Annotated in this window: 26 protein-coding genes and 1 tRNA gene; 9 read left to right on the forward strand and 18 right to left on the reverse strand. The window is 70.7% G+C overall.

The genetic code is table 11. The features are described from left to right. Nucleotides 1-176: 176 nt before the first annotated feature. Together B207_RS0106620 and B207_RS0106625 are read right to left on the reverse strand one after the other, a co-directional pair. On the reverse strand, nucleotides 177-821 hold the full coding sequence (locus tag B207_RS0106620) for a response regulator (protein ID WP_026310761.1): 645 nt from the start codon (nucleotides 819-821) through the stop codon (nucleotides 177-179). An 86-nt stretch (nucleotides 822-907) separates the two neighbouring features. Continuing rightward, nucleotides 908-2,194: a sensor histidine kinase gene (locus B207_RS0106625; RefSeq protein ID WP_018635741.1), complete on the reverse strand. Its 1,287-nt coding sequence runs from the start codon at nucleotides 2,192-2,194 to the stop codon at nucleotides 908-910. A gap of 108 nt (nucleotides 2,195-2,302) precedes the next feature. Here B207_RS0106625 and B207_RS0106630 point away from each other — a divergent pair, with 108 nt between their 5' ends. Both B207_RS0106630 and B207_RS0106635 read left to right on the forward strand, forming a co-directional pair. Further along, entirely contained in the window at nucleotides 2,303-3,268 is a 966-nt protein-coding gene (locus B207_RS0106630; RefSeq protein WP_026310762.1) for an ABC transporter ATP-binding protein, read from the forward strand. Further along, complete coding sequence (locus B207_RS0106635) at nucleotides 3,259-4,011, forward strand: ABC transporter permease (protein ID WP_018635743.1); 753 nt, start codon at nucleotides 3,259-3,261, stop codon at nucleotides 4,009-4,011. The genes B207_RS0106630 and B207_RS0106635 overlap by 10 nt, the downstream gene beginning before the upstream one ends. Before the next feature lie 93 nt (nucleotides 4,012-4,104). Here B207_RS0106635 and B207_RS0106640 read toward each other — a convergent pair whose 3' ends face one another. The 3 genes from B207_RS0106640 to B207_RS0106650 form a co-directional block, all read right to left on the reverse strand. Further along, nucleotides 4,105-4,419 carry a transcriptional regulator gene (locus B207_RS0106640; protein WP_018635744.1) on the reverse strand — a complete coding sequence of 105 codons (315 nt, stop codon included), beginning with the start codon at nucleotides 4,417-4,419 and terminating at the stop codon, nucleotides 4,105-4,107. Nucleotides 4,420-4,742: 323 nt separating this feature from the next. Beyond that, nucleotides 4,743-6,206, reverse strand: coding sequence for a DHA2 family efflux MFS transporter permease subunit (locus B207_RS0106645; RefSeq protein WP_018635745.1), 1,464 nt, complete (start codon nucleotides 6,204-6,206; stop codon nucleotides 4,743-4,745). 123 nt (nucleotides 6,207-6,329) lie between these two features. After that, a complete protein-coding gene (locus B207_RS0106650; protein WP_018635746.1) occupies nucleotides 6,330-6,965 on the reverse strand; it encodes a TetR/AcrR family transcriptional regulator in 636 nt (211 codons plus the stop codon). A 222-nt stretch (nucleotides 6,966-7,187) separates the two neighbouring features. Between B207_RS0106650 and B207_RS0106655 the strand changes: the two genes are divergently transcribed. Further along, nucleotides 7,188-7,391 carry a hypothetical protein gene (locus tag B207_RS0106655; RefSeq protein WP_018635747.1) on the forward strand — a complete coding sequence of 68 codons (204 nt, stop codon included), beginning with the start codon at nucleotides 7,188-7,190 and terminating at the stop codon, nucleotides 7,389-7,391. A gap of 146 nt (nucleotides 7,392-7,537) precedes the next feature. On the opposite strand, the gene B207_RS0106660 is transcribed toward B207_RS0106655, so the two are convergent. Both B207_RS0106660 and B207_RS0106665 read right to left on the reverse strand, forming a co-directional pair. Continuing rightward, nucleotides 7,538-7,975: an RICIN domain-containing protein gene (locus B207_RS0106660; RefSeq protein ID WP_230204875.1), complete on the reverse strand. Its 438-nt coding sequence runs from the start codon at nucleotides 7,973-7,975 to the stop codon at nucleotides 7,538-7,540. 273 nt (nucleotides 7,976-8,248) lie between these two features. After that, nucleotides 8,249-9,907 carry an MFS transporter gene (locus B207_RS0106665; RefSeq protein ID WP_051102435.1) on the reverse strand — a complete coding sequence of 553 codons (1,659 nt, stop codon included), beginning with the start codon at nucleotides 9,905-9,907 and terminating at the stop codon, nucleotides 8,249-8,251. Between the two features lie 278 nt (nucleotides 9,908-10,185). Between B207_RS0106665 and B207_RS0106670 the strand changes: the two genes are divergently transcribed. The 6 genes from B207_RS0106670 (at nucleotide 10,186) to B207_RS0106695 (ending at nucleotide 13,335) form a co-directional block, all read left to right on the forward strand. Continuing rightward, on the forward strand, nucleotides 10,186-10,947 hold the full coding sequence (locus B207_RS0106670; protein ID WP_018635750.1) for a phosphatase PAP2 family protein: 762 nt from the start codon (nucleotides 10,186-10,188) through the stop codon (nucleotides 10,945-10,947). Between the two features lie 86 nt (nucleotides 10,948-11,033). Continuing rightward, nucleotides 11,034-11,705 carry a hypothetical protein gene (locus tag B207_RS0106675; protein WP_018635751.1) on the forward strand — a complete coding sequence of 224 codons (672 nt, stop codon included), beginning with the start codon at nucleotides 11,034-11,036 and terminating at the stop codon, nucleotides 11,703-11,705. Nucleotides 11,706-11,716: 11 nt separating this feature from the next. Beyond that, nucleotides 11,717-12,226, forward strand: a complete 510-nt coding sequence (locus B207_RS36720; RefSeq protein WP_018635752.1) for a hypothetical protein — start codon at nucleotides 11,717-11,719, stop codon at nucleotides 12,224-12,226. Between the two features lie 203 nt (nucleotides 12,227-12,429). Next, a complete protein-coding gene (locus B207_RS0106685; protein ID WP_026310763.1) occupies nucleotides 12,430-12,636 on the forward strand; it encodes a type II toxin-antitoxin system HicB family antitoxin in 207 nt (68 codons plus the stop codon). Beyond that, nucleotides 12,636-12,860: a type II toxin-antitoxin system HicA family toxin gene (locus B207_RS0106690; RefSeq protein ID WP_018635754.1), complete on the forward strand. Its 225-nt coding sequence runs from the start codon at nucleotides 12,636-12,638 to the stop codon at nucleotides 12,858-12,860. Before B207_RS0106685 ends, B207_RS0106690 begins: the two co-directional genes overlap by 1 nt. 28 nt (nucleotides 12,861-12,888) lie before the next feature. After that, the gene (locus B207_RS0106695) at nucleotides 12,889-13,335 is read left to right on the forward strand and encodes a TIGR03668 family PPOX class F420-dependent oxidoreductase (protein ID WP_018635755.1); all 447 of its coding nucleotides are present in this window, start codon (nucleotides 12,889-12,891) and stop codon (nucleotides 13,333-13,335) included. Nucleotides 13,336-13,380: 45 nt separating this feature from the next. Here the strand turns inward: B207_RS0106695 and B207_RS0106700 are convergent, their stop codons facing one another. From B207_RS0106700 to B207_RS0106750, 11 genes are all read right to left on the reverse strand, one after another. Continuing rightward, the gene (locus tag B207_RS0106700) at nucleotides 13,381-13,683 is read right to left on the reverse strand and encodes a hypothetical protein (RefSeq protein WP_230204876.1); all 303 of its coding nucleotides are present in this window, start codon (nucleotides 13,681-13,683) and stop codon (nucleotides 13,381-13,383) included. 182 nt (nucleotides 13,684-13,865) lie between these two features. Next, on the reverse strand, nucleotides 13,866-15,269 hold the full coding sequence (locus tag B207_RS32885) for a right-handed parallel beta-helix repeat-containing protein (RefSeq protein WP_018635757.1): 1,404 nt from the start codon (nucleotides 15,267-15,269) through the stop codon (nucleotides 13,866-13,868). A 364-nt stretch (nucleotides 15,270-15,633) separates the two neighbouring features. Further along, nucleotides 15,634-16,098, reverse strand: a complete 465-nt coding sequence (locus B207_RS0106710) for a GNAT family N-acetyltransferase (protein WP_018635758.1) — start codon at nucleotides 16,096-16,098, stop codon at nucleotides 15,634-15,636. A 184-nt stretch (nucleotides 16,099-16,282) separates the two neighbouring features. Beyond that, nucleotides 16,283-16,359, reverse strand: a tRNA-Met gene (locus B207_RS0106715). A 14-nt stretch (nucleotides 16,360-16,373) separates the two neighbouring features. Beyond that, the gene (locus B207_RS0106720; RefSeq protein WP_230204877.1) at nucleotides 16,374-17,189 is read right to left on the reverse strand and encodes a hypothetical protein; all 816 of its coding nucleotides are present in this window, start codon (nucleotides 17,187-17,189) and stop codon (nucleotides 16,374-16,376) included. A 95-nt stretch (nucleotides 17,190-17,284) separates the two neighbouring features. After that, nucleotides 17,285-17,449 (reverse strand): hypothetical protein, encoded by a 165-nt coding sequence (locus B207_RS38000; protein ID WP_018635760.1) that lies wholly within the window; start codon nucleotides 17,447-17,449, stop codon nucleotides 17,285-17,287. 80 nt (nucleotides 17,450-17,529) lie between these two features. Beyond that, entirely contained in the window at nucleotides 17,530-20,424 is a 2,895-nt protein-coding gene (locus B207_RS36725; RefSeq protein WP_051102437.1) for a cyclic nucleotide-binding domain-containing protein, read from the reverse strand. Next, nucleotides 20,421-21,548 carry a hypothetical protein gene (locus B207_RS0106735; protein ID WP_018635761.1) on the reverse strand — a complete coding sequence of 376 codons (1,128 nt, stop codon included), beginning with the start codon at nucleotides 21,546-21,548 and terminating at the stop codon, nucleotides 20,421-20,423. The genes B207_RS36725 and B207_RS0106735 overlap by 4 nt, the downstream gene beginning before the upstream one ends. Further along, a complete protein-coding gene (locus tag B207_RS0106740; protein WP_230204878.1) occupies nucleotides 21,545-21,838 on the reverse strand; it encodes an Os1348 family NHLP clan protein in 294 nt (97 codons plus the stop codon). Before B207_RS0106740 ends, B207_RS0106735 begins: the two co-directional genes overlap by 4 nt. Beyond that, nucleotides 21,804-22,757 (reverse strand): DUF692 domain-containing protein, encoded by a 954-nt coding sequence (locus tag B207_RS0106745; RefSeq protein WP_018635763.1) that lies wholly within the window; start codon nucleotides 22,755-22,757, stop codon nucleotides 21,804-21,806. Before B207_RS0106745 ends, B207_RS0106740 begins: the two co-directional genes overlap by 35 nt. Next, a complete protein-coding gene (locus B207_RS0106750; protein ID WP_035740190.1) occupies nucleotides 22,757-23,659 on the reverse strand; it encodes a tetratricopeptide repeat protein in 903 nt (300 codons plus the stop codon). The genes B207_RS0106745 and B207_RS0106750 overlap by 1 nt, the downstream gene beginning before the upstream one ends. Nucleotides 23,660-23,728: the final 69 nt, after the last annotated feature.

Consider the following 23,728-nt stretch of genomic DNA (forward strand, 5'->3'; position numbering starts at 1 on the left):
TGTTGCCCCGGAGCAAACCGTTGAAGTCGGTATCTTGGACCCGAGACCGACGATCGGAGCCTACCGCGAAGCGGTGGCCATCGAAGCGAGAACTACGCACTTTGATTGCGGGCAGGTTACGCAACCGGCACGTTCCTGATCTTCCGCCCCGCCCCCGGCCGTTTGGGTGCAGCACATCAGCGCCTGTCAGCATCCACGAAGCCGGACTCGTAGGCGACGATGACCGCCTGGGTGCGGTCACGTGCACCGAGCTTGGCGAGCACGCTGCTCACGTGGGTCTTGACGGTCTGGGTACCGAGGTACAGCCTGCTGGCGATCTCGTTGTTGGACAGGCCTTCGCTGATCAGGCGAAGGACGTCGGTCTCCCGGTCGGTGAGTGCGGCCCGCCGCATCGCCTCGTTGGCCTCTCGGTTCGGCCGCCTGCCTGCCATGTGTCGGATCGCTTCGGGAAAGAGCAGGCTTTCACCGCGGGCGATCGTGTGGACGGCCTGGACGATCTCCTGCGCCGGGGCGCGTTTGAGGAGGAATCCGCTGGCCCCGCCGCGAAGGGCCTCGTAGACGTAGTCGTCCAGCTCGAAGGTGGTGAGCACAAGAATCTTCGGTGGCTGGGCGACGTCTGCGACGATCTTTCGGATGGCTGCCAACCCGTCCACCCGCGGCATGCGGATGTCCATGAGGACGACGTCCGGGTTCTTCTCCCGAATCAGCGGTACGACCTGTGCGCCGTCGGAGGCCTCGCCGACGACGACGATGTCGCCGCCTGACTCCAGGATGACCCGCAGCCCTACCCGCACCAGTTCTTCATCGTCGATGAGGAGGATCGAGACCTGCGGCGGGCCATCCTGAGCGCAATGCGGTTTCGGGCTGTCGCACGCATGCCCAGGGTCTTCCCGGTGGCCGTTCGCTGTCACGGCCCGCCGTCCGCCGCCATGACGCTGTCGCCGCGACTGAAACTGGCCAGGCCGCCACGCGTTGCCTGAAGACCGGACCCCATGTCGAGGGGTAGTCGTGTTTCGACGATCCAGTGTTCGTCCCGGGATGTCGCGCTGAACTCGCCACCCAGGAGGACGGCACGTTCCTTCGCTCCTCGCAGTCCTTTGCCGTCCTGGCGCGGTGGGCCGGTGGACCTCGCGGGCAGCGGGTTGACGACGCGTAGTTCCAGACAGGAGCCGTCCACAACGATGTCGATCGCAACCGGGGCGCCCGGCACATGCCGCAGTGCGTTGGTCACCGCCTCCTGCAGGATCCGGTAGGCCTCCCGCGACACGACCCCGGGGATGCTGTCGATCCGTGGACTGACGTCGGCGAGGATCGGGGTTCCCGCGGCCCGTGCGCCGTCCAGCAAGGTATCGAGCTCGGCCAGCGTGGGGCGGGCCCGCGGTCCTGCCGGGGCGTCGCGGAGGAGCCCCACGGTCCGTTCCAGATCGTCCATGGCGCGCCGGCCGGTCTCCTCGATGACTGTCAGCGCACGGTGGACGAAAGCGGGATCGGTGCTCGCGAGCTGCTTCGCCGCGCCGGCCTGCAGGATGGTCAGGGTGAGGGCGTGGCCGACGGAGTCGTGCAGCTCCGCGGCGAGTCGGTTGCGCTCCAGAAGCTGCTCAGCCCGGTGCTCGACCTCCGCCAGCCGCTCGGCCGGAGACGGGCCGAGGAGGGCCCGGGCCGCTCGCGCCTGAAGCCCGCCGGCCGCGATGATCGTCCCCATCAGCGCAAGAACCAGAGGCGGTGCCAGGAACGGGCCCAGGAAAAGGCGATCGCTGTCCAGCATGCGAACCCCGGCGGCCTGCAGCGATCCCTGCCGGAAAGGAGCGAAACCGAACTGGAGGGCGAGGGTCAAGCCGTTGGCTGTCAGCGCCAGGACGGCAACGCCGAGCCAGACACGGAAAACCAGCCAAAGCCAGGTCCGCCACCGGTCGTCCAGCGAACGCGAGGGCGCGACGCTTATCTCGGCGCCGTCCCGCGGTTTCAGGAGCCATCGCGCCTGGGCACCCTCCGCGTGCCGGGTCCCGGGCACGATCGCGGCGAGCGCCAGCAACGGCAACGGGGAGATCAGGCAGAAAAGCAGGGTACGTGGCAGGGATTCGTCGAAACCGGGCACCACCATGACACAACTGCCGGCGAAGACACCGCCCATGGCCAGGTGCAGCCAGCGCGTGTACACAGCGGGCCGGAGCAGCGCAGCGACAGAGATCGGCACTGCTCCATGATGCCCACGCCCTCCCCGGAGCACCTCCCCCAGGGGAGGGAGAGAAGGTGAGACCGCCGGGGGATCCGCTCGCAGCATGCCATGGCGCCTACTACGACCATGACATCCAAGGAGGAACGACCGTCTCGGGTGTGCGTCGAGGTTCGGGGTCTCACCAGACGCTTCGGGCCGCATGTCGCTGTGGACCGGCTCAGCTTTCAGGTCGAACCGGGCCGCGTGACCGGCTTCCTCGGGCCCAACGGGGCGGGCAAGTCGACCACCATGCGGATGATGCTCGGCCTCGACCGGCCGACGGGTGGCGAGGTGCTCATCGGCGGCCGGCCGTACGCGCAGATCCGGGAGCCGTTGCGGCACGTCGGTGCGCTCCTCGATCCGTCCGCGGTGCATCCAGGGCGGCGGGCCCGGGACCAGTTGCTGGTCCTGGCCAGGAGCAACAGGATCCCGGACACACGGGTGGACGAGACACTCGACCGGGTGGGCCTGGCCGCTGCGGCCAGACGCCGGATCGGCGGCTTCTCCCTGGGCATGCGCCAGCGGCTCGGGCTCGCGGCCGCGCTGCTCGGTGATCCTCGGGTGGTCATCCTGGACGAGCCGCTCAACGGCCTCGACCCCGAGGGCATCCAGTGGGTCAGGAGCCTGCTCAGGGAGCTCGCCGAGGACGGACGGGGAGTCCTGGTCTCCAGCCATCTGATGAACGAGATGGCGGTGACCGCCGACCATCTGATCATCATCGGCAGGGGCCGTCTGCTGGCCGACGTCAGCATGACCGAGTTCGGCGCCCGGTACGGCCGCGGCCGGGTACGGCTGCGCACGACCAGGCCCGAACGGCTGGGCAGGGCCCTGGCCGCCGTGGGGCTCGCCCTGGCACCGAGGCCTGGCGGGATGTGGGAGGTACCCGGCGCCCAGCCGGACCAGATCGGCGCGGTCGCCGCCCGCGAGGGCGTGCCGCTTCAGGAGCTTGCGCTGCACAGCGACTCCCTGGAGGAGGCGTTCCTGCGCCTGACTGCTCACTCCACCGAGTTCACCGCCACCGCCGGACGGGAGCACGCTCTGACATGCTCGTGAAGCCGGTGCTGTACTCGGAACTGACCAAGATCCGATCCCTCCGTTCCCTCGTCTGGTCGCTGGCACTGGCCGCCGTCATGCTCGTCGGCATCGGTGCCCTCGCGTGTGGGGCCTACGGCGACGCGGAGGCCACCCAGGCGGACTACGATCCGCTGGCGGTGGGTTTCTGGAGCCTGAACTTCGCCCAGATCGCGCTGGCCGTCTTCGCCATGCTGTCCCTCGGGGGCGAATACGAGAAGGGCACCATCACCACCTCGCTCACCGCCGTTCCCCAGCGGACCCGCTTCTATCTGGCCAAGCTCCTGGCCGCCGCGGGCCTGTCACTGGCCATCGCCCTCCCGGCCGCACCGCTGACCTTTTTCCTGACCCAGGGCCTACTGGGCGGAAACGGTGTCTCCCTCGGCGATCCCGGAGCTGTGCGCGGCGTGATCTCGTTGATCCTTTACTTTCCGCTGCTGACCCTCCTGTGTATGGGCCTCGCCGCGATGACCCGTTCCCTGGCCGCGACGTTGGGCCTTTTCCTGCCTTTCCTGTTCCTGCTGTCCCCGTTGAGCATGGAGGTTCCCGGTCTGTGGAACGTCACCCAGTTCCTGCCTGACCGGGCCGGGCTGTACGCGGTCATGAACGTCCAGCCGGACCCCGACGTCTCCTACAACCCGTGGCTGGGCCCACTGATCATGGCTGTCTGGGCGGCGGCTGCGGTCTTCGGTGGCTGGCATGCACTCCGCAGTCGTGACGCGTGACCACCGGAGCGGAAGGCGCGGTACCGGCCGCGGCCGCGGCGATGGTCCCGCTCGCCGGGAGCGTCGAGGGCGGCCTACCGAGACCCTGAGGGATCATGCGATCTGGCGGAGGTCGTTCCCGTAGTCGAAGATGATGCGCATGCGGGCACCCAGGGCTCTGGCGTACCGGCTCAGTGTCGCGACCTCGTTCACATCGAGATCGCCGTTCTCGATCTGGCTCACCCTGCCCGGGGAGACGCCCATCAGCTCGGCGACCCGGCGCTGGGTCAGACCCAGCCGCTTCCGCTCCTCGGCGAGGTGGAACGCGCTGGCCCATGCCTCGATGCGCGCCCGCTCGGCGGCGAGCGCCTCGTCATCCCCGTCGTGCAGTTCGGCGCGGATGTCGTCCCAGTCGTGGAACTCGGTCATGCTTCTTCCCGCCGTTTCCTCTCGGAGGCCAACCAGCCGTCGTACGCGACCTCTGCCAACGGGACTGCGAGGTTGCTGACCGCCGATCCTCGCAGGGTGTCGACGAGCGGACGCCCGAGTCCGGGCCCGCCCTCCGCGAGCATGTCGATCGCCGTGTTGACCGACCGGTAGGTGCCCGGATCCGTCCGGCGCAGCGCGCGCAGCCACTCCGACGTCCCGGATCCGCGCCAGGGCGGGCGGTGTGCTGGCGTTCCACGAGATGGATCTGCAGTCCGCGGGGCGTGTCGCATGGACCGATCGTGTCGCCTGGACCGATCGAGCTGTCAGGACTTCGCGGGCTCGTAGTCGAGGCGGAGGGTCGGGCCGCCCACGACCTCGACGCCGCCCTCGGTGTCGGCGGCGGTGGACGTCCGGTGGCGGGGGACGAGCAGGGAGCCGAGCGTTCCGGCGCCGGTCGCGGCCGCGCCGACGAGCAGGGCGACGCGGATGCCGTCGGTGAAGTCGGCGGCGGTGGCGTAACCGCCGGCGGTGGCGAACACCGAGGCGAGAACGGCGATGCCGAAGACCCCGCCGACCTCACGGACGGCGTTGTTGACGCCGGAGGCCAGGCCCTCGTGCTCGGTCGCGACCGAGCCCATGACCACGTTGGCGACCGGGACGAAGAACAGGGCCATGCCGATGCCGGAGACGACGAAGGCGGGCACGAGGGTCAGGAACGAGGTGTCGGGGGCCAGGTCGGCGCGGAGCCAGAGCAGGCCACCGGTCATCAGGGCCAGGCCGGTGACCATCAGCGGACGTCCGCCGATCCGGTCGGACAGGGGGCCGGCGATCGGGGCGATGAGCAGCGGCATCACCGTCCAGGGCAGGGTGCGCAGGCCGGCGTCCAGCGGCGAGTAGCCCATGACGTTCTGCAGGTACTGGGAGATCAGGAAGATCGAGCCGAACATGCCGAAGGAGAAGAGGGCCGCGACCGCGTTGACCGCGGCGAACCCGCGCCGGCGGAACAGGCTCATCGGCAGCATCGGAGCGCCGCCGCGCCGCTCGGACCGCAGCTCCCAGCCGACGAACGCGACGAGTCCGGCCGCGCCGGCGATCAGCGTGCTGAGCACCGCGGGGCTCGTCCAGCCGTGCTCCTGGCCTCGGACCACGCCGAGGACGATTCCGAACAGGCCCAGGCTGACCAGGGCGGTGCCGGTGACGTCCAGCCGGCTGGACGCCTCCCGGCTCTCGGTGAGGCGGGTGAAGGCCAGCGGGATCGCGGCCACGCCCAGCGGGACGTTCAGCCAGAAGATCCACTGCCAGGCGGCACCCTGGGTGATGGCCCCGCCGACCAGCGGCCCGAGCGCGATGGCCAGACCGGAGACGGCGCCCCAGATGCCCAGGGCGGCGCCGCGGCGTTCGGCGGGGACCGCGGCCGACAGCAGGGTCATCGACAGCGGCAGCACGATTGCCCCGCCCACGCCCTGCACGGCCCGGGCCGCGATGAGGGTGCCGACGGTCGGTGCCAGCGCGGCGGCGGCGCTGGCCACGGTGAAGATCGCCAGGCCGGCGGCGAAGACGCGGCGGCGGCCGAGCCGGTCGCCCAGCGCCGCGGCGGGCAGCAGCAGGACAGCGAAGGCCAGGGTGTAGGCGTTCACTGTCCATTCCAGCTCGGCCAGGCTGGCGTCGAGGGTCTCGCGGATCGACGGCAGGGCCATCGTGACCACCAGGTTGTCCAGGGAGGTCATGAAGGCGGCGATACAGGTGATCACGAAGGTCCAGGTGAGGCGGTTCCGGTCGGTGGTCATCGGCTTCCCTCCAAGGTAGTGACTGACCACTTCCTTCGAAGGTCGCAAAAAGGCCATCGAAGGTCTGGTACTGCTCAGTCGATGTCGATCCTGCCGGTGGTGGCGTCGGCCGTGTGGTCGGTGTCAGTGCTGGGTGCGCTCGCCGGTGGGGTCGTCGGTGTCGGTGTCGGTGTCGGCGGCGTCGTCGTCGGTGTCGTCGGTGTCGGCGCTGGCCGGGCCCATGAAGCCCCTGGCCAGAGCCTGCTTGCTCGTCTCGACGCCCACGCCGTCGGAGCAGATGATCTGGGCCCAGCGTTCGTCGAGGGCGGGCAGGTCCATCGCGGCGGAGACGTTGCAGAGCATTCCCATGGCGAAGAAGGCGCGCAGCACGTCGACCTCCAGACCGGTGAGACGCTCGACCGCATACCAGAGGTCGCGGAAACCCCGCCGTGTCACGACCCGGATGTCCGGATCGCCGCAGGAGGCGTAGGCCTGCATCTGCATCAGCAGGTAGCTCGGTTCGGCCAGCAGGTCGTTGTAGGCCGTGGCCATGGCGGTCAGCGCCTCCTGGCCGGACCGCTCGCCCGCCGCGGCCTCGAAGGTCGCGACGGTGCGGGCGAACGTCTCCTTGACGGCTGCCAGGAACAGGCCCTTCTTCGAGCCGAACAGCCGGAACAGATAAGGCTGGGAGATTCCGGCCGCGGTGGCGATCGCCTCGGTCGAGGTGCCCTCCAGCCCGCCCCGGGCGAACTCGGACACGGCTGCCGCGAGCACCGACACGCGCCGTTCCTCCGCCGTCTGCCTCGCCCCGGTCGTAGCCACACGACGAAGTTAGTGGCCAGTCACTACTACGTCAACCGGGTCGTGATCGGCAACTGATCATCCGGCGGCCGTCGCGGCCGGGTTCGAGATCGGCATCCACAACACCGCCCTCGCCGTCACGGCCGCGCTGAGCCCGGCGTTGTCGGGCAGTGCCGAGCTGGCTCGGGCCGCCGTGCGGAGGTGGAGATCCGGCCGGCGATGGCCGCCCACTGGAGCGCGGACGGCTGGCCGGCGCGGGTGGACGAGTCCGGTCGGGCGCTGACCGCCGAGTTCAGTGCCCCGTCCGCGGGACCGCCGCCCTGGCACGTCTACCGGATCACCTCGTCCGCCGCCACGGCGCTGCGGACTGTCGAGCCCGGCGGGGCGAGCCGCTGGCGCTTCTGACGGTGCCTGCCGGGTGCCTTGCCGGGTACCGCCGGGTACCGCCGGGCCTGTCCGGGGGTGGGAGGGCGGTCCGCGCTGCCTCCCACCCCCGGTCTCCGCCCGCGGATCCTCCAGCGGCGATCAGAGCTGCCGGGCGGGCCGCCGGGTCAGTTGACGGGCTGGAGGTTCCAGCCCCTGTCCTCGCGGAAGATCGGCGACAGTGCGATCAGGGGCGGGTAGATGAGCGCCGGGTGCAGCCCCAGCGTGAGCTCGTTGTTGTCCACGACGGCGATGTTGAAGGTGCCGGGCCGGGGGCCCTCCTCGATCCGCCACTCCCGGGGCTCCGGCCGCGGGCGGACCGGCTCGAACGTGTCCGGCTCACCCTCGAATCCGAGGAATTCCGGGGAGGAGGCGTTGCGAATGGTGTACGTGCCGTTTCCGGTGTTCTGGATCTCCCACTCCTGGCCGCGGCCGTTCTCGGGCAGGAGGACGGTGGGGCCGTTGCCCGTGTTGGTGAGGAGCTGCTCACCATTGATGCTGATTCGGTAGATGCCGTCGACCACGTTGTTGCCCACGTCGTCCCCGCTTTCTGTGGTTGTTGGCACCGGCCGTGCGCTCCTGCACGGCCGGCTTTCGGGCATGCGGTATCAGCCGGCTCCGCCGGAGATGGCCTTCTCCTGCGCCGGGTTCACCGACTTCGTGTGCTCTCTTCTCCCGGGTACGCTGGTCTCCCGGGCACGCTGGCGCCACGGTCCACGCAGGATTCGCGTGCCGGTTCAGCATGGATCGCGCTCGGGACTTCGGTAACTCGATGCCAGGTCATTGTGCCCGGCGAGGTCGCTGCCGCCTGGCAGCGACGCACCCGCGGGCGCGGCCGCTCACAGTCCCTGAGCGCGGGCCTTCCGTCCGCTGCCCGTCGCTGAGCCGCTCCCGCTCCCGGCCTTCGAGTCGGCTTCCGAGCCGGTGTCTGCGTCGAGGCCGGCGTCGGCGGTCTCGGCGGTGTCGGCGAGCGCACTGGTGACCATGGCGGTGCCGATACCGGTGCTGGGCGCGGCATCACCGGTCACAGCGCCCTCGGCGGGGCCGATGATCTTTCCGGTGCCCGTGGTCGAACCGGTGCCGCCGAGGGCGCCGAAGGTGGTCGACCTCGGACCGGTGGTCGAGCGTGGGCTGAGCACCAGCACCCCGGCGGCGGCGAGCACGGCGAACCCGGCGGCGATCAGATAGCTGACCGCGAACGGCCCCGGGGCCAGTGTGTCGGCGACGAGGGCGGAGAGCAGGCTGGTGCCGACGACACCGCCGATCTGGCCCGCCGTCTGCTGCAGTGAGGTGACGAGCCCGAAGTTGCTCTCCGAAGCGCCGTGGCTGGCGATCACGATCAGTGGTGGCTGGGCGTGCCCGAACGCGAGGCCACTCATGATCAGCCCCACGATAACCACCCACAGGACTCCGGCCATCGTCCCGTAGGCGAGCAGGAGCAGCGCGAGCGCGTACACGCCTCCCGCGATGCTGGCCAGCAGGCGAGGGCCGAGCCTCGTTCCGAGCCAGCTCGCGGACGGCGCGGCCAGGGCGATCGACAGTGTGCGGCACATCGTGACGACGGAGGTGAGCGTCACCGACAGGCCGAAGCGGCCCTGCAGGAGCAGCGGCGTCACGAGGAAGTTCCCCATGTGCGAGGCGGAGAGCATGAAGGAGGTGAGGCCGGCGGCCCGGACCTCCCGAGCGGCCAGCAGTTCCAGCGGCACGACCGGCTCGGCGCTGCGGCGCTCGATCACGGTGAGCACCCAGAACAGGGGGACCACCGAGACCAGGAGAATGATGACGAGCGGCGTCGCGCCCCAGACCGCCGCCCGGTTCACGCCGAAGGTCACCGCGAACACCGCCAGCGCCAGGACGGCGGCGCCGGCCCGGTCGAGGGCAACCCTGCGCACCCCCCGGTCCGGGGGCAGCACCCGGATCGCCGCCATCAGCGGCACCGCCGCGATGACGGCCTGCAGGGAGAACACGGCACGCCAGCCGACCAGGTCGATGATCACGCCGCCGATGGCGAGCCCGGTGACGGACGCCCCCGAGAGCACTCCCGAGGCCCAGGCGGACGGGCGCACCCGCTCGTTCGGGGGGAAGACGGCGAACAGCATCGCGAACGACGCCGGGATCGTCGCCGAGCCGGCGAGCTGGGCGATGATCCGGAAGGCGATGAGGGACGTCGCGTCCCAGGCGAGCGCGGTCGCCGCGGAGAAGACCACGGCGAGGGCGGTGCCGGTGATGAAGGTCCGGCGGTGGCCGCGGATGTCCCCGACCTTGCCGAGGATCGGCATGGCGACCGCGAGGGCGAACAACGACCCGGTCACCGCCCAGGAGACCACCCCCACGGTGCTGCCCAGGTCGTCGGCGACGGTCCGCAGCGAGACGGTGAGCAGGGTCGCGGTGAAGGTGGTCGCGAACATCCCGGTGAGGCAGGTCAGCAGGACCCGCCGCCGCTGGGCCGGATCGTCCACCGGTCGATCGTTCCCGGCCTGTGCGGTCGCGCTCGGCATCGATGTTGCCTCCCCCCGCGCGGGCGCGGGCGGCACCGGCCTTCCGATCGTGTGTCCTCATTATGTCTCCTGGCAAGGTTTGCGCTATGTGATCCGTGAGTGCCGGCCCGCCGTCGGCGGGCCGACGGCTGGCCCTGGCGTGCCATGCGCACCCCGGCCGGACTGCGTCGATCACGGTGCGGTCGGGGCGTTTCCCCTGGATCGGGACGGGGCACCTTGATCGGCATGGCCGACGTCCGCCGCACGGCACCGGGCCCCCGTCCCGCGGGTGACCCACGGTGAGACGTACCTCGAAGCTCCGCATCCCCGTCGGGCTGGTCACGGTTGCGGCGGTGCTCGGCGTCGTGCTGGTTGCCGCCGGGCGGCTGATCCTCGACGGGTTCGCCGGGATCGACGACGCCGACGCGGCGGCGGCCCGCGAGCTCGCCGCGCGTCGCGACGGCTGGCTGGTCGACCTGACCTGGGCCGGGACGTACCTGTCCGACACCTACGTCGTGATCGTCGCCACCGCGGTGATCGCGGCGGTGACCGTGTGGTGGACACGGCAGTGGTGGCTTCCCGGCGGCGCGATTCTGCTCACCGCCGGCGAGACGGCGATCTACGAGGTGTCGAACAGCCTCGTCGATCGGCCCCGCCCGCAGGTCACCCGCCTGGATCCGGGGGACCCGATGGCGAGCTTCCCGTCGGGCCACACCGCGGCCGCCGTCTGCCTGTACGGCGGTCTGGCCTGCATTCTGATCGGCGTCGCGCGTCACCGCGGGAGGCGGATCCCGATGGTGTCGGCCGCGGTGACGACGCCGCTGGTCGTCATCGTTCCGCTGGTGGTGGCGTTCTGCCGCTCCTACCGGGGAATGCACTATGCCTCGGACGTCGTCGCCGGCCTGTTTCTCGGGTGGTGCTGGCTGATTACGGTCAACCACCTCGTCCTGTCCCGGGCGTGGCCGGCCAGAGAAGCCCGCGCCGCCCGCGCCGCGCCGGCCGCACAGGCGGCGGCTGTCCCTCGTCCGGCTGACCCGGCGCCGGTGACGGGAACGCGGTAAGGGCCCGTCGTTTTAACGTGTTGACGCCGGGTACTCGGCACCGCGTATCGCGACAGATCCGCGAAGGTGCGAAAGGTCGGTGTCCGGTGTCACTTCTCGCCTGGGCCATTCTTGTGGTCCTGATTCTCGGCGCGGCTTTCGCCGCCGTCTTCGTCGTCGATCGCTCCCGTTCATCGCGTCTCAGAAACCGGTTCGGCCCCGAGTACGACCGGACGTTGCAGGAGACGGGCGACCGGCGGGGCACCGAACGTCGGCTCGCCGGCATTGCCCGCCGCCGGGACTCACTCGACATCCGACCGCTGACCAGCGACCGGCGCGCGGCCCTGCAGACCGAGTGGGCCGCCCTGCAGGCGCTGTTCGTCGACGAGCCGGCGACCGCGACGAGCCGCGCGGACGAGCTCGTCACCACCGCGCTCCGTACGCGCGGCTATCCGACCGACGACCGGGACGAGACCGCCGGCCTGCTCGCCGTGGACGACCCGGCTGCCGCCGCCCGCTACCGCGGCGCGCACGGTGCTGTGGACGGGGCGGCGACCGACGACACCGACGCGCTGCGGGAACGCTTCCTGGGCCTGCGGGCGGTCTTCGAGGCGTTCACCGTCTCCAGCGAGGGCACGACGGCCCGCTACGACCGGCCAGTCGGCTCCACCCCCGTCTCGGCGAGCACGGACACCGCGGACCGACGCACCGCGGAGCCGACCACCGACACCCCGACCACCCGCGAAGAGGCGACCACCGGCCGCCGGCAGCGTGCCTGAAGGGACATCTGATGAGCCTCGAGGATCGTTCGACCCAGACCGGCGCCCTCCGCCCCGATTCGGAGGCAGCCGAGGCCACCAGGCCGATCAGTGCCACCAGCCCGGCTGACAGCACCAGTCCGGTCGACAGCACCAGTCCGGTCGACGCCACGCCGGACCACCCCGGTCGCACCGTGGACGGAGCGTCGTCCGCAGCTCTCGCCCCCGAGCATCCGGCGGCGCGGGACGGGGATGCGGAGGCCGGCACCGACCCGCCGGCGGGGCCTGCGGCGTCGGCCAGGTTGCAGGAGCGGTGGCAGGAGGCGTTGCTGTCGTTCGTCGACGACCCGCGAGGCGCGGTACGCCAGGCCGACCAGGTCCTCGACGAGGCGGTCAACCAGCTCACCGAGGCCGTCCGGCGTGAGCAGGACCGGCTGCGCGCGGCGTGGCGCGAGGACGGCGCCCCGTCGACCGACACGCTGCGCGACGCGCTGCGCGGCTACCGGGACTTCCTGGAGCGCCTGGTCGCCACGCCTCGGTAGGGAACGGCGAACGGGCAGGACCTCACTGCTGCAGTGCGAGGGAAACGTCGCCTTCGGGGTCGGTCAGGCCCTGTCCGAGGCGATGGTACGGGGTGGCGAGACGGGCGCGCTGCTCCCGAGGGTGTCTGGGTCACCGCCCGACGTGCCCGGCCCGGCAACGGGACCACTGCTGGCATCGGTACAGGCGGCGTACAGTCGCCTGCATGAAGCGGATGGTCCAGATCCCCTACGAACTGGAGCAGGAGGAGGACGGCACCTGGGCGGCGCATGCGTCCTTCCCGAGCGGTGGCGCCCATGGGCTCGGCGGCACCCCCGAGGAAGCCCTCACCGACCTCTACGATGCCGTCAGTCTGGTGATTGAGGAGTTTGGCGTTCCGCCGGTTCTGACGATTGTCAGAGACGTCGCCTGATGCCCCCCCTTCCTGTTCTGTCAGGCGGGGAGCTGGTCAAGGTGCTGGAGAAACTCGGCTTCGAGACCGTCCGCATCAGCGGCAGCCACCATATGTTGCGTAACCCGGACGGCCGCTTCACGGTGGTCCCCGTCCATTCGGAGCGCGACATACCTGTCGGGACGCTGCGCAGGATCATCCGGGGTACGGGAATGTCGGTCGCGGAGTTCGTCGCGGCGCTCTGATCTTCGCCGGCCCGCTACCGTGACCGGAATGGACCTGGCCGACGCCGAGTGTCGTTCCCGCTTCGCGGTGGCGCGGGTCGCTCGGTTGGCGACGGCCGGTGCGGCCGGCCAGCCGCATCTGGTGCCCGTCACCTTCGCACTCGACGGCGACCAGGTCGCGATCGCCGTCGACCACAAGCCGAAGCGCTCCACGGCGCTGCGGCGGCTGGCCAACATCGCCGCCAATCCGCAGGTCAGCCTCCTCGTCGACCAGTACTCCGACGACTGGGACGCCCTGTGGTGGGTGCGGGCGGACGGTCACGCCCGGATCGTCGACGGGGGAGCGGAGGGTTCGCCGGGGGCGGCGCGCAGGGCGGCCGTCCGCGGTCTGGTGGCGAAGTACCAGCAGTACCAGGCCCACCCCCCGAGCGGGCCGGTGATCCTGGTGCGGATCGACACCTGGCGCGGCTGGGCGTTCACCACACCGGGGAGGTAGCCGGACGGGAGAACCGCCCGGCGGTCCGTCCGATCGGGCTCCGGGTCAGGGCACCTCAAGGTTGCCGTCGATCAGAGGCAGGTGCTGCAGGTGCTTCGCGTTCGACGCGATCGCGATCAGCGCCAGGGCCTGCGCGTAGGCGACCTTCCCCGCCTCGTCGAGCGCGTCGACGTCGACGTCGGCCAGGACCTCGACGGAGAAGCGCAGGTACTCCTTCGAGTCGAACTCGGTGCCGTCCCCGACCAGGGAGGGAACACGGGGTGGGAGAGCGCGTTTCGCCATGCCTCCATGGTGCGGGTTCGACGAGGTCGTCGTCATCGAGTTGCCGGAGCCGCGACGGGTCAGCAACAGGGAACCGAGTGCCGTGGGCAGGGAACCGAGTGGCGTGGCGTGACGACCCGGGCGCGCAGGCCGCGGCACCTGCTCCTGGGACCGGTGGTCCTTCGGCAGGTGTCGCGGCCCGCCAGCTCGCGCGGTGTGCCTGGAACCTGAAGTGGGTCAGGCACGCCGCCGGCTGCCAGCTGCCCGGCTTATGGAAGCTGAGCCCCCAGCGCCTGGGGGTTGGTGGTCAGGCGCAGGAAACCGCCGGTCGTCGGCAGCGAACCGTCCGCCGCCCGGGCACCTCGGGCACGGGTGTCGTCGACGCTGACGAAGCTCGTGGCGCTGTAGGAGCCGCCCAGTGCCCACGAGTTCCCGGTGGCGTTCGTCCCGCTGCCGATGTTCGCGGGCGTCCTGTTGTTCACCGACAGGTTCGCCCTCAGCGTCGAGGAGGACAGCGAGAAGTAGAAACCGGCCCCGCCGTTGCCGTACGCGGTGTTCGAGGCCAGCTGCAGCGACCCGGGATTACCGTTCTCCGTGAAGCCGTTGCTGGTGTTCGCCCACGAGGCGCTGTTGCGCACGACATGTGCGACGGCCGGCCGCGGGTTGCTGCCACCGCCGAGCTTGAAGCCGTTTCCGTTACCGGTGAAACCGCCGATGTTCCACCGGTTCACCCCGTTGCCGTACGCCCACGAGTTCTCGATAGTCACCGGGCTGGTGTAGGCCCACAGGTCGAGGCCGTCGTCGGAGTTGTCGAAGACCCGGACGTTGCGCACGATGTTCCCGGTGCCGGAGCCGAACTTGACGCCGATGCCGTCCGCGTTCTGGCCGCTGGTCGCGTTGTCGTGGTTGTCATAGCTGTCGACGTTCTCGATGAGGTTGTCGCTGCTGCCCTCACCGGTCAGGTCCAGGCCGGTGTTCTGGTTGCCGTGGATGTCGAGGTGCCGGAACCTCGTGTGGTGCACCGTCTGCGCGTACAGCGCCTGCTGGGGTGAGTTCCGCAGCTCGAGGTTCTCGAAGTCCCAGTAGGACGCGCTGGTGATGATCAGCTTGGTGGTGGAGGGCAGCCGGCTGCCGTCGATGACGGCATGCTCATTGCCGTATGACGTCAGCACGATGCGGCTCGCGGCCGTCCCGCTGGTCGTGATGCCGATCTTGGCGGTCGGCTGGTAGACCCCGCCGCGCAGGGCGATGACGGCCCCGGGCCGCGCCGCGCTGACCGCGCGCTGCACCGTGGCGAAGGGGGCGGCGAGCGTGCCGCTGGCGGAGTCGTTTCCGGTCGGGGAGACGACGATCGTCGGGGTCAGGGTCCCCGTGCCACCGCCGCCGGGCGGTGTGGACGTCGGCGGGCTGGGCGACGCGGTGCTGGCGGGCGGCGGGGTGCCGGCGGGCGAGGTGGTCGCCACTGGGCCGGGGGTCGTCGGGGGAGCGGTGCTCGGCGGCTGCGTCGGCGACGTCGGCTGCGTCGGTGTGGCCGAGGGAAGAGCCGGGGTCGCGCTGGACGTCGGTGCCGATGATCCTGGCGTCGGCACACCCACCTGGCAACCGGCGATCAGCAGCCCGGCCGCGGCCGCGGCGAGCGTGACGGCCGCGAACGGCCGTGGGGGTGAGGTCATCTGGATCCTCCGGGGAGCGACGGCTGGTGGTCTCCTGATGCCGCGACGAACCATCCGCGGCGTTTCGCGCTCGGGCTCCCTCCACCGAAAGAACGCGGCGGCGGGCAGCCCGACCCCTCCCGCAGCGGAGAATAGTGACCGTTCGGGTGAAGCGCGCGAGGCACCCGGAGCGGACATCAACCAGGACCCGGAATTTCCGTTCCCTGCGTCGTCCTCCCAACCGCGAACCATCGCGGAGCTATCCCGTGCGTTCCAGGTCAGCGGCATTCTTCGGAGGAATTCGGGGCTGCCGCTGACAACGGATACCGGACTTTCCGCCGACGGGAAGACCCGCAGACCGAGGCGGCGTCCTCCACCGCCGCTCTCACCGGACGATCCCGGAGGCGGTGGCCGGCCGGACCATCGGGACATGCGGTATGCCGTCCTCGAGGTACTCCTCGCCGGCAGCCACGAAACCGTGGCGGGTGTACAGCCCGACGGCGGACGTCTGCGCGCTGAGGACCACCGGCCGCCCGCCGCCCGCGTCGCCGAGCGCGGCGGTGAGCAGCCGGTCGGCGAGGCCACCGCGGCGTGCGTGGACGACCGTGACCACCCGGCCGATCCGCAGGCCTTCCGCCTCCTCCACCACCCGCAGGTAGGCGAGCGGCTCAGCCGGCTCCACGGCCAGCCACAGGTGCCGTGTCGCCGGCTCCAGGTCCCGGCCGTCGAGGTCCTGGTAGGCACACCGCTGCTCCACGACAAAGACCTGGGCCCGCAGCCGCAGCAGGGCGTACAGGACGCGCGGCGGGAGTTCGTCGAACCGAGCACGGTGAATCCTGGGACCGGACATGGGCGGAGCCTACGAAGGCGGCCCTGCCTGATCGCCGGTCGTCACCGCGAGACGTCGACCCGACGCATTGGCCGTCGTCGACGACCCGGTCGGTTCCGGGTCACCCACCGGGACCGCTCCGAACCCGAAAAACCACACAAAAATTTCTCCCCGAAAACCGTAGTTTTCGGGGAGAAATTTTTAGTGGTAGCGGGGACAGGATTTGAACCTGTGACCTCTGGGTTATGAGCCCAGCGAGCTACCGAGCTGCTCCACCCCGCGTCGGTGTTTCTGTACTATACAGGCGCGTCGAGGCCAGATGTCAAACGGGCGGGCCGAGCAGCTGTCTGGAGCGAACGGGCTATGACGGCGAAGCCGCTCGCGGCGCAGAGCGACATCATCGCGAGCCAGGCGGTGGTGCCGGGGTCGGACCACTCGACGACACCGGTGTCGAGGTCGACCAGTGCGGCGCCGCCGATCGCGAACAGGCCGAACGACGCCTGCGTCAACCCCACAGTGAGAAGTTCGGCGCGTGTCGCTCGGACCGAGACGAGCCACGCGCCCACGCCGCCGGCCAGGAACGTCGCCGCGTAGAGCCGGCCGTGGAACGCGTCGACAGTCCAGGGCCAGAACTCGGTGACCTGCTCGGGCGCCGCCAACAGACCGACGGCCTGCCCGGTCATCAGGACGGCGAACAGCCGAAGCCAGCAGCGCCACGCCACCGGAGTCGCGACGCCGGCCGCCCGGCCGCGTCCACGCAGCCGCCACGTGTACCAGAAAGCGCAGACGGGCAGCGCGACGTAGAGGACGAACCAGCCGATCACCGGCAGCGGCCGGTCCGAGAAGGCGAACCTCGACGGGTAGGCGGTCGACACGACGATCACGCACAACGTGAAGACGCCGATCATCGGGGCGACGACCCGAGCCGGCGACCAGCGCCTGGTGGCGAGCAGGCAGGCCACGGCGACGAGCGACGTCAGGTAGATGGCGCCGAGGAACCGGCTGTTGAACAGCGTGAGGTCGTCCCACGCCCACACCCTGGCCGTGAGCTTGTACTGAAACGCCAGGCCGGTGCCGGTGAAGAACAGCACGACGAACTCGATACCGGTCATGGTGAGCAGCGGCCGGGGAACCGGGAGATCGGCCCCTGTGGGGACCGCGGCGGAGGCATGGTCGGCCTCAGCACGAGGTTTCGGTGCGAGGTCTGTCATGGGGTCGGCTCGTGCGACAGCGGCGCGGGCGCTCCGGGATCGAGAAAGTCGAGTCGGATCGGCTCAGGCGCCGGCCGGCAGACGCCGCACGAGATCGCCTCGTCGACCGCCAACCCTTCCAGCCCACGGCTGGTGGCGAAGGCCTCGAGCAGGAACGGCATCGTTTTCGCGTGGTCCTTGCAGACGCATCGGCCGCAGAATCGACAGACCGCGTGCCCAGGAAGATTGCACACCCAACAGTTCACGAGCCCGCCTCCAGTTGTGTTGTCTTCAGCTCGATCGATCCCAGCTCGGCGGCTGCTTCGAGGAGTTCGGTGTTCGACGGTGGTTCGTCGAGTGGGCCGAAGACGTATTTGCGGCGCAGCACGCCGTCCGGGCCGACCAGGAAGACGCCCTGCTGCATCGCCGTCATCGTGTGATGGCCGAGCCGTTCGCCGATCGACGGATTCACCACGTCAAGCCAGAGCGCGTGCATCGTCGTACGGCCCTGGCCGGTGGTGAACGCGCGTGTGAAGCCCCGCACCGAGTTGCGCTGCGCTTCACCGGCACCTATGTCCTGCAGGCCGCACAGCCGGTAGGTGGATTTCTCCGGGTCGCACAGGAACGGGAACGGCAGGTCCCTGCCGCGCCAGAACTCGCGGGCAGAGTCGACGAGGTTGGGCGCCAGCTGCAGGATCTGCACGCCGGCCCGCTCGAAATCGCCGACCGCCGGCGCCAACCGGGCCATGTACTCCCGGCAGAACGGGCAGTTGTAGCCGCGGGAGAACCAGAGCATCACCACCTGGCCCCGGTAGTCCGACAACGACACCGGCGACGGCCCGCTGGCGGTCTCGAGGGTGAACTCGGGTGCCGGGTCGCCGACCTCGATCTCAAGCCAGCGGCCGGCCACCGTGCCCGCCAGCGCCTCGGCGGCACGGGCCGCTTCGCCCGCCTCGGCGGATGCGCGTACGGCGTGGGACAGCCCGAAATAGCGGCACACCACGTCGTCGAACGTCATCCGGTCCAGTTCCCACAGCCTGGTCTCGCCGACCGACGTGGCCGTCGCGGTGTGGGGCTCGTCGTGCAGCAGTGCGCTCTCGCCGAAGAAGTCCCCGGTGCCCAGGGTCCGCGGCGGCCCGCCGGCGCAGCTCTGTGCCAGCGCGACGGCCCCGCTACGAACCAGGTAGAAGGCCGAACCGGGGTCGCCTTCGGCGACGACGACCTCGCCGTCCACGCAGCTCCGTGCCCGCAGGTGGGCCAGCAGCGTGTCCTTGTCACGGGTGCCCAGGCCGTCGAACAGGGCGAAGCCCTCGAGCGCGGCCCGCTCGTCGGCCCGGCTGTCGTTCTCGGCCCGCCGGGCCAGCAGCGGAGCGAGTCGGTCGGAGAAATCGGGGCCGGCCAGCCGCAACACGTGCACGTCGGTGAGCGCCCGCACGGTCAGGGGCGACCTTGGCAGTCCGGGCGGCGGGAAGTAGTCGCCAGGGCCGAGCGTGCGCGGCGCACTTCCCGCGCCCGGCCCGGTCCCGGCACTCGCACCCGATTCGACGACCTCGGCCTCGCCGGACAGCACCAGGCAGAAGACCTCGGCGACCTCGTCCGGCGCGACCACCACGGTGCCGGCCCGGAACACCTTCTCGGTGGTCCGCCGCGCCATCCACTGGATGTATGCCTTCCCCAGGTCGGCGACCGGCGGTACGTCCGCGAGCACCGCGACCCGCTCCCGGTAGCGGCGCTCCGCGGCCAGCCGGCGCAGCCGTCGGCTCGCCACCACCAGCGACGAGCCACCCCGCCACAGCCGCTGCCCGAGCACGTACAGCAGCGGAAGAGTCAGGAGCAGCACCACCGTGGCGGCAAGGACCCGGCCCAGGCTCGGCACGGCGACAGCGTCGCTCACCATCGTCTTCGCCCGGACCCAGGCGAACCCGGCTGCCAGGACGAGCACGTAGCCGGTGTACACCGCGGCGGCCAGTCCGAAGATCGTCAGAACGCGTTCGGTGCGGTCGAACCGCTCCCGGCGACGGACCTTGCCGGCGAGCTCTCCCCGGATGAATCCCAGCGCCCTGGCTCGCAGGTTCGGCAGTTCCAGCCAGTCCATCAGCATGTAGTAGCCGTCGAGCTGGATGAGCGGCGTGAGCTGGGCCAGGTTCACGGCCAGGGCAGCGGTGCCGAAGATCGCGACCACTGCCGCCCACGGCGCGTCCGGCATGGCCACCAGGACGATGCCGGAGAGCCCGGCGAGCACGAACCCGGAGAACGGCCCGGCCCAGGCCGAGACCATCCGTGGCCCACGCGGCTCCATCCACATGTCCTGGGTGTCGACGAACATCCCAGGCGAGCCGTAGAAGATCGACAGTCCGCCGCGCCGGACCACCCGGCCGTAGGACTTGGCCGCGAAGGCGTGCGCCAGTTCGTGCAGCACGGCGACGACCAGCAGGCAGCCGTACAACGTCGGAACCGTGACGAGGAGGGACTGGTCGGCCAGCCCCGACGCCGACGACGACAGCGACCAGGCCAGCAGCGGCACGCCGAGCACCGCCACCGCGAACATGACGATCTTTGCTGGCCGGGTGAAAAGCACCCACCCGCCCCGGTCGTAGGCGCGGCCGACCAGGCCGTCGAGCCCGTGCAGCGGAAACTCGCGCCGGACGAAGGACTTCGCGAACCCGGTGGCGAACGAGCTCACCGGCCGGCGGCGCAGTTGTTCGCCCAACGGCCCGAACACGAACCGGGGCGGGTCGGTCAGCATCTGCCCGACCTTCAGGTTGCGCACGAGACGAAGGACCAGCGGCAGGGCGAACCGGTGGTACTTCATCATGTAGGCGACGACCAGATCCTGGACGCTGCGGCTGCCGTCCATCAGCTCGAACAGGTAGAACTCGGGCATCGTGATCTTGCGGTACGTCGCGGCGTCGGGGTTCTGGACGACGACGTACTCCTCGCCCCGCGCGGATCGCAGCTCGCGCCAGACCAGCCCGTCCAGCCGCTTCGGTCGGTAGTGGGCCGGGTTGGCAGCGTCGGCAAGCCGATCCCAGACCGTGTCCGTGTCCGTGGCCGTGACCGTGTCCGTGGCCGTGTGCGTGTCCGTGGCCGTGTGCGTGGCCGCGGCCACGGGTGCCGGCGCGGCCTGCCGCTGCTGGGCCTGCGTGCTGACCGTCAAGACAGCGACCCCGCAACCGCGTCACTGATCGGCAGGCCGGCCCGCTGCTCGGCGAACCACCAGCCGCCTCGCGGGTTGAGGTCCAGGAACACGTGGTCGCCGTCCGGTGTCATGACCAGGTCGAGTGCCGCGTAGCGCAGGCCGAGGCCGGCGACCAGCCGCACGCAGCGGTGAGCGACGTCGTCGTCGAGACAGTGAGCCGTCATCGGCACGGCGCGCCGCACCCGTCGCACGTCACCGCTGCCCGCCAGCCCCGCCGCCGCGAGGTCGGCGGTAGCGGTCGAGGCGGCGAAGACCTGCTCGCCGACGACCGTCACCCGCAGTTCGAGCCGGCTGTCGAGCAGCGGCTGGAACACGCAGGGCGCGGCGGCCAGCGTCGCCGGCAGCAGAGCGAGGTCGGCGGTGCTCAGGACGCGGGTGAACAGACTGTGGCGCCGCCCGTCCAGCTCGACGTAGTGGCTGTTCAGCGACTTGGCTATCACCCCGGCGCTGCCGTAGGCGTGGCAGAACGCCAAGGCCTGGTCCGGGTCGTTGGTGACCAGGGTGTCCGGCACCGTCAGGCCCTCCTCCATGGCGTGCTCCAATGATGTGATCTTGTTGCCGGCCCGGCTGCCGGCGTCCGGGTCGTTGACGAACGGCACCGGGCAGCTCCGCCACCAGCCAGCGAGCGCGTCGGCCCATTCGCCCGTCTCGAACGGCGGCAGGCGCCGGGCCGGTACACCGGTCGGCCCGGCGAGCCCGAACCACACGCTCCTGACCTGCGCCGAGTCGAGGCCGAACACCTCGCCGCCCGTCCGCTTCCCGTCGCCGCGCCAGGTCACCGTGACGTCGGTGGGGAAGTCGTCCGCCCCGAGCAGCCGGCACGGCACACCCCGGGCGAGCAGGGCACGCTCGAGCAGCACCGAGTCCGGGTTGCGCGAATAGGCCAGCAGCAGCACGACCGGTTCCGGTTCCGCCGCTATCCGGCCGGCCAACGCCGGCATCAGCCTGGCGACCAGGTCCCGCACGTCCACCGCCGCCCGAGCCGGCGACGGTGCCGGTACCGGTGCCGGTACCGGTGCTGCTTCGGCACCGGCTTCGGCTTCGGCGAAGTGGAGCAGGAACGGCCGACTCGGCCGGCTCACTTGTCCGGGTTGCTGCCCGACTCGGGCGTGCAGGAGCAGGTCGGGTTCGTCAGCGAACTGCTCCTGCCCAGTCGGACGCGCGAGATCCGCTCGTCCAGGTCCTGCGCGACGCCGTCAAGGCCGTCCCAGTCCATCGCCGCGAGCGCCTGCACCTCCTCCGGCGTGAACTCGTAGGCATAACGCGCGGAGATGTGCACGACCATTTCCAGCGGATCGGCCTTCAGTCGCTGCCGGAAAGCCTGGTCGGTGGCCGCCTTACCGATGACGAACTGCATTGCCTGGAGTGACATGCGATATTCCTTCCGGGTCGACGACACGTTTGTTCTGGTAAAAGGGCGAGGCGTGAAGAAGCTGTCGGGCCCGGCTGAGGTGGTCCAGCAGATCGGGCATCGGCGGCACGTCGTTGGACCATTCGAGGGTGATCGCGCGAACCGGTGCGGCGGCGACGACATCCTCGACCAGCGCCCAGACCTGCTCGGGAACGGGACGGCTGTGGCTGTCGTGCCAGGTGCCCGCTTTCGGGCCTCGGGTGCGCAGCTCGCCGCCGGCGACATGCAGTTCGACGACCCGGTCCAGTGGTGCGGCGGCCAGCCACGCATCGACGTCGAAGCCGTAGTTCTGGGCGTTGATCCAGGTGTTGGTGAGGTCGAGCAGCAGGCCGTGGTCGGTGCCGTCGAGCACCTGCCGGACGAACTCGGGTTCGTCCATCGCACCCGGAATTTTGATCATGTAGTCGTACCAGGTGTTCTCGACGAGCAGCGGCCGCCGGACCCGGTCGGTGACAGTCCGCATGTTGCGGCGGACAGCCTGCGCCTGTTCGGCCGTGAAGGCGATCGGAATGCCGTGCATCAGCTCGCTGCGCTGCGCTCCGTCCGGCACCGACCCCTGGTCGAGGTGGTCGCTGAACCACACCGGGTCGATCAGGTCCAGGAACGGCTCGAGCCGGTCGAGATAGGACGTCCGGTACGGCGCGGCGTCGGCCAGCCCCATCCGGATGCCGTGCGCCACGACGGGGAAGGCGGCGGCGATCTCGACCGCCCGGTCCCGCCAGGCCGTCCGGCCGTCCTCGTCGTCCCACTGCATCCGCAGCAGAAACGCGTCGGTCGGCAGTTCGAGGTAGTCGATCTCGTCGTGGTGGGCGAGATACTGGCCGTGCATCGGCGCCTCGTAGTTCAGCCCGACACCGAGGAAGGGCAGATCGGCGATCATCACGCGGCCGCCGGCAGCAGATCCGAGTCCCGGTAGGCGGTATGCAGGTGGGCGGCGCGCGCCAGGTCGTGGATCGCCTCGTCCAACAGGCCGGCGGCCTGGTAGACCTGCGCCCGCAGTTCGTAGACAGCCGGGTCCTCGGGCACGATCGTCGCGGCGTGGAAGCAGTCGGCCAGTGCCGTCGGCAGGTCGCCCGTCGCCAGCCAGGCGCGGGCCCGCAGCAGGTAGGGGCGGTGGGCGCACAGCGCGCGGGACCGCACGATGAACGGCCAGTGCGACTGCTCGTGCGCGCTGACGTCGATCGCGGTCGTGCAGTCGGCCGCCGCCGCCTCGGGCCGGCCCAGTTCGAGCAACGCCTCGGCACGCTGTAGGTGCAGCTCGGAGGCGTACTTCTCACACCGGCCGTCGGCGATGACCCAGCCGAAGTCCTCGACCGCCTCGGCCAGCAGCCCGAGCTCCAGCCGGGCCCGGGCCCGGAACGCGCGGGCCTCCCAGTCGTTCGGGTCGCGCAGCAGGGCCGACTCGGCGTCGGCCAGCGTGCCGTGCGGGTCGCCGTCGAAGTAGCGGGCGATGGCCCGTGCCGTGTAGACGTACGAGACGGGGTCGAGCGCCATCGCCGCCGACGCGTCGGCCTCGGCGCCGGCCAGGTCGAGCACCTGGTGCCGGCACACCGACCGGCGGTAGTGCGCGTAGGCCAGCCGGTCGTCGGGCAGTCGGGGATCCGCCTCGATCGCGGCGCTCAGGTCGGCGATGGCCCGGTGGTGGTCACGCACCATCCAGAACGCGATGCCGCGGCGAAGGTAGGTCTCGGCGCGCCGGTCGCCGCCGGCGACAAGCCGGTTGCACTCGAGCAGGTCGGCCATGTACCCGGCCAGCCTCGACGAGCCCTGCGAAACGCACACGGCGTCCCCTCCCTGGTGACCCGACGTGCCATGTGGCACGAAGGTCACTTTCGGGTTCCGGGGAGGCAC

Origin of the sequence: Parafrankia elaeagni (assembly GCF_000374165.1) — a bacterium.
In the GTDB taxonomy this organism is placed as follows: domain Bacteria; phylum Actinomycetota; class Actinomycetes; order Frankiales; family Frankiaceae; genus Parafrankia; species Parafrankia elaeagni.

Excerpts from the sequence above, each read along its gene's own strand:
- B207_RS0106630 (WP_026310762.1), top strand. The coding sequence starts at position 2,303 with ATGACATCCAAGGAGGAACGACCGTCTCGGGTGTGCGTCGAGGTTCGG.
- B207_RS0106635 (WP_018635743.1), top strand. The coding sequence starts at position 3,259 with ATGCTCGTGAAGCCGGTGCTGTACTCGGAACTGACCAAGATCCGATCC.
- B207_RS0106640 (WP_018635744.1), bottom strand. The coding sequence starts at position 4,419 with ATGACCGAGTTCCACGACTGGGACGACATCCGCGCCGAACTGCACGAC.
- B207_RS0106645 (WP_018635745.1), bottom strand. The coding sequence starts at position 6,206 with ATGACCACCGACCGGAACCGCCTCACCTGGACCTTCGTGATCACCTGT.
- B207_RS0106665 (WP_051102435.1), bottom strand. The coding sequence starts at position 9,907 with ATGCCGAGCGCGACCGCACAGGCCGGGAACGATCGACCGGTGGACGAT.
- B207_RS36720 (WP_018635752.1), top strand. The coding sequence starts at position 11,717 with ATGAGCCTCGAGGATCGTTCGACCCAGACCGGCGCCCTCCGCCCCGAT.
- B207_RS0106685 (WP_026310763.1), top strand. The coding sequence starts at position 12,430 with ATGAAGCGGATGGTCCAGATCCCCTACGAACTGGAGCAGGAGGAGGAC.
- B207_RS0106690 (WP_018635754.1), top strand. The coding sequence starts at position 12,636 with ATGCCCCCCCTTCCTGTTCTGTCAGGCGGGGAGCTGGTCAAGGTGCTG.
- B207_RS0106695 (WP_018635755.1), top strand. The coding sequence starts at position 12,889 with ATGGACCTGGCCGACGCCGAGTGTCGTTCCCGCTTCGCGGTGGCGCGG.
- B207_RS32885 (WP_018635757.1), bottom strand. The coding sequence starts at position 15,269 with ATGACCTCACCCCCACGGCCGTTCGCGGCCGTCACGCTCGCCGCGGCC.
- B207_RS0106710 (WP_018635758.1), bottom strand. The coding sequence starts at position 16,098 with ATGTCCGGTCCCAGGATTCACCGTGCTCGGTTCGACGAACTCCCGCCG.
- B207_RS0106720 (WP_230204877.1), bottom strand. The coding sequence starts at position 17,189 with ATGACCGGTATCGAGTTCGTCGTGCTGTTCTTCACCGGCACCGGCCTG.
- B207_RS38000 (WP_018635760.1), bottom strand. The coding sequence starts at position 17,449 with ATGCCGTTCCTGCTCGAGGCCTTCGCCACCAGCCGTGGGCTGGAAGGG.
- B207_RS0106740 (WP_230204878.1), bottom strand. The coding sequence starts at position 21,838 with ATGTCACTCCAGGCAATGCAGTTCGTCATCGGTAAGGCGGCCACCGAC.
- B207_RS0106745 (WP_018635763.1), bottom strand. The coding sequence starts at position 22,757 with ATGATCGCCGATCTGCCCTTCCTCGGTGTCGGGCTGAACTACGAGGCG.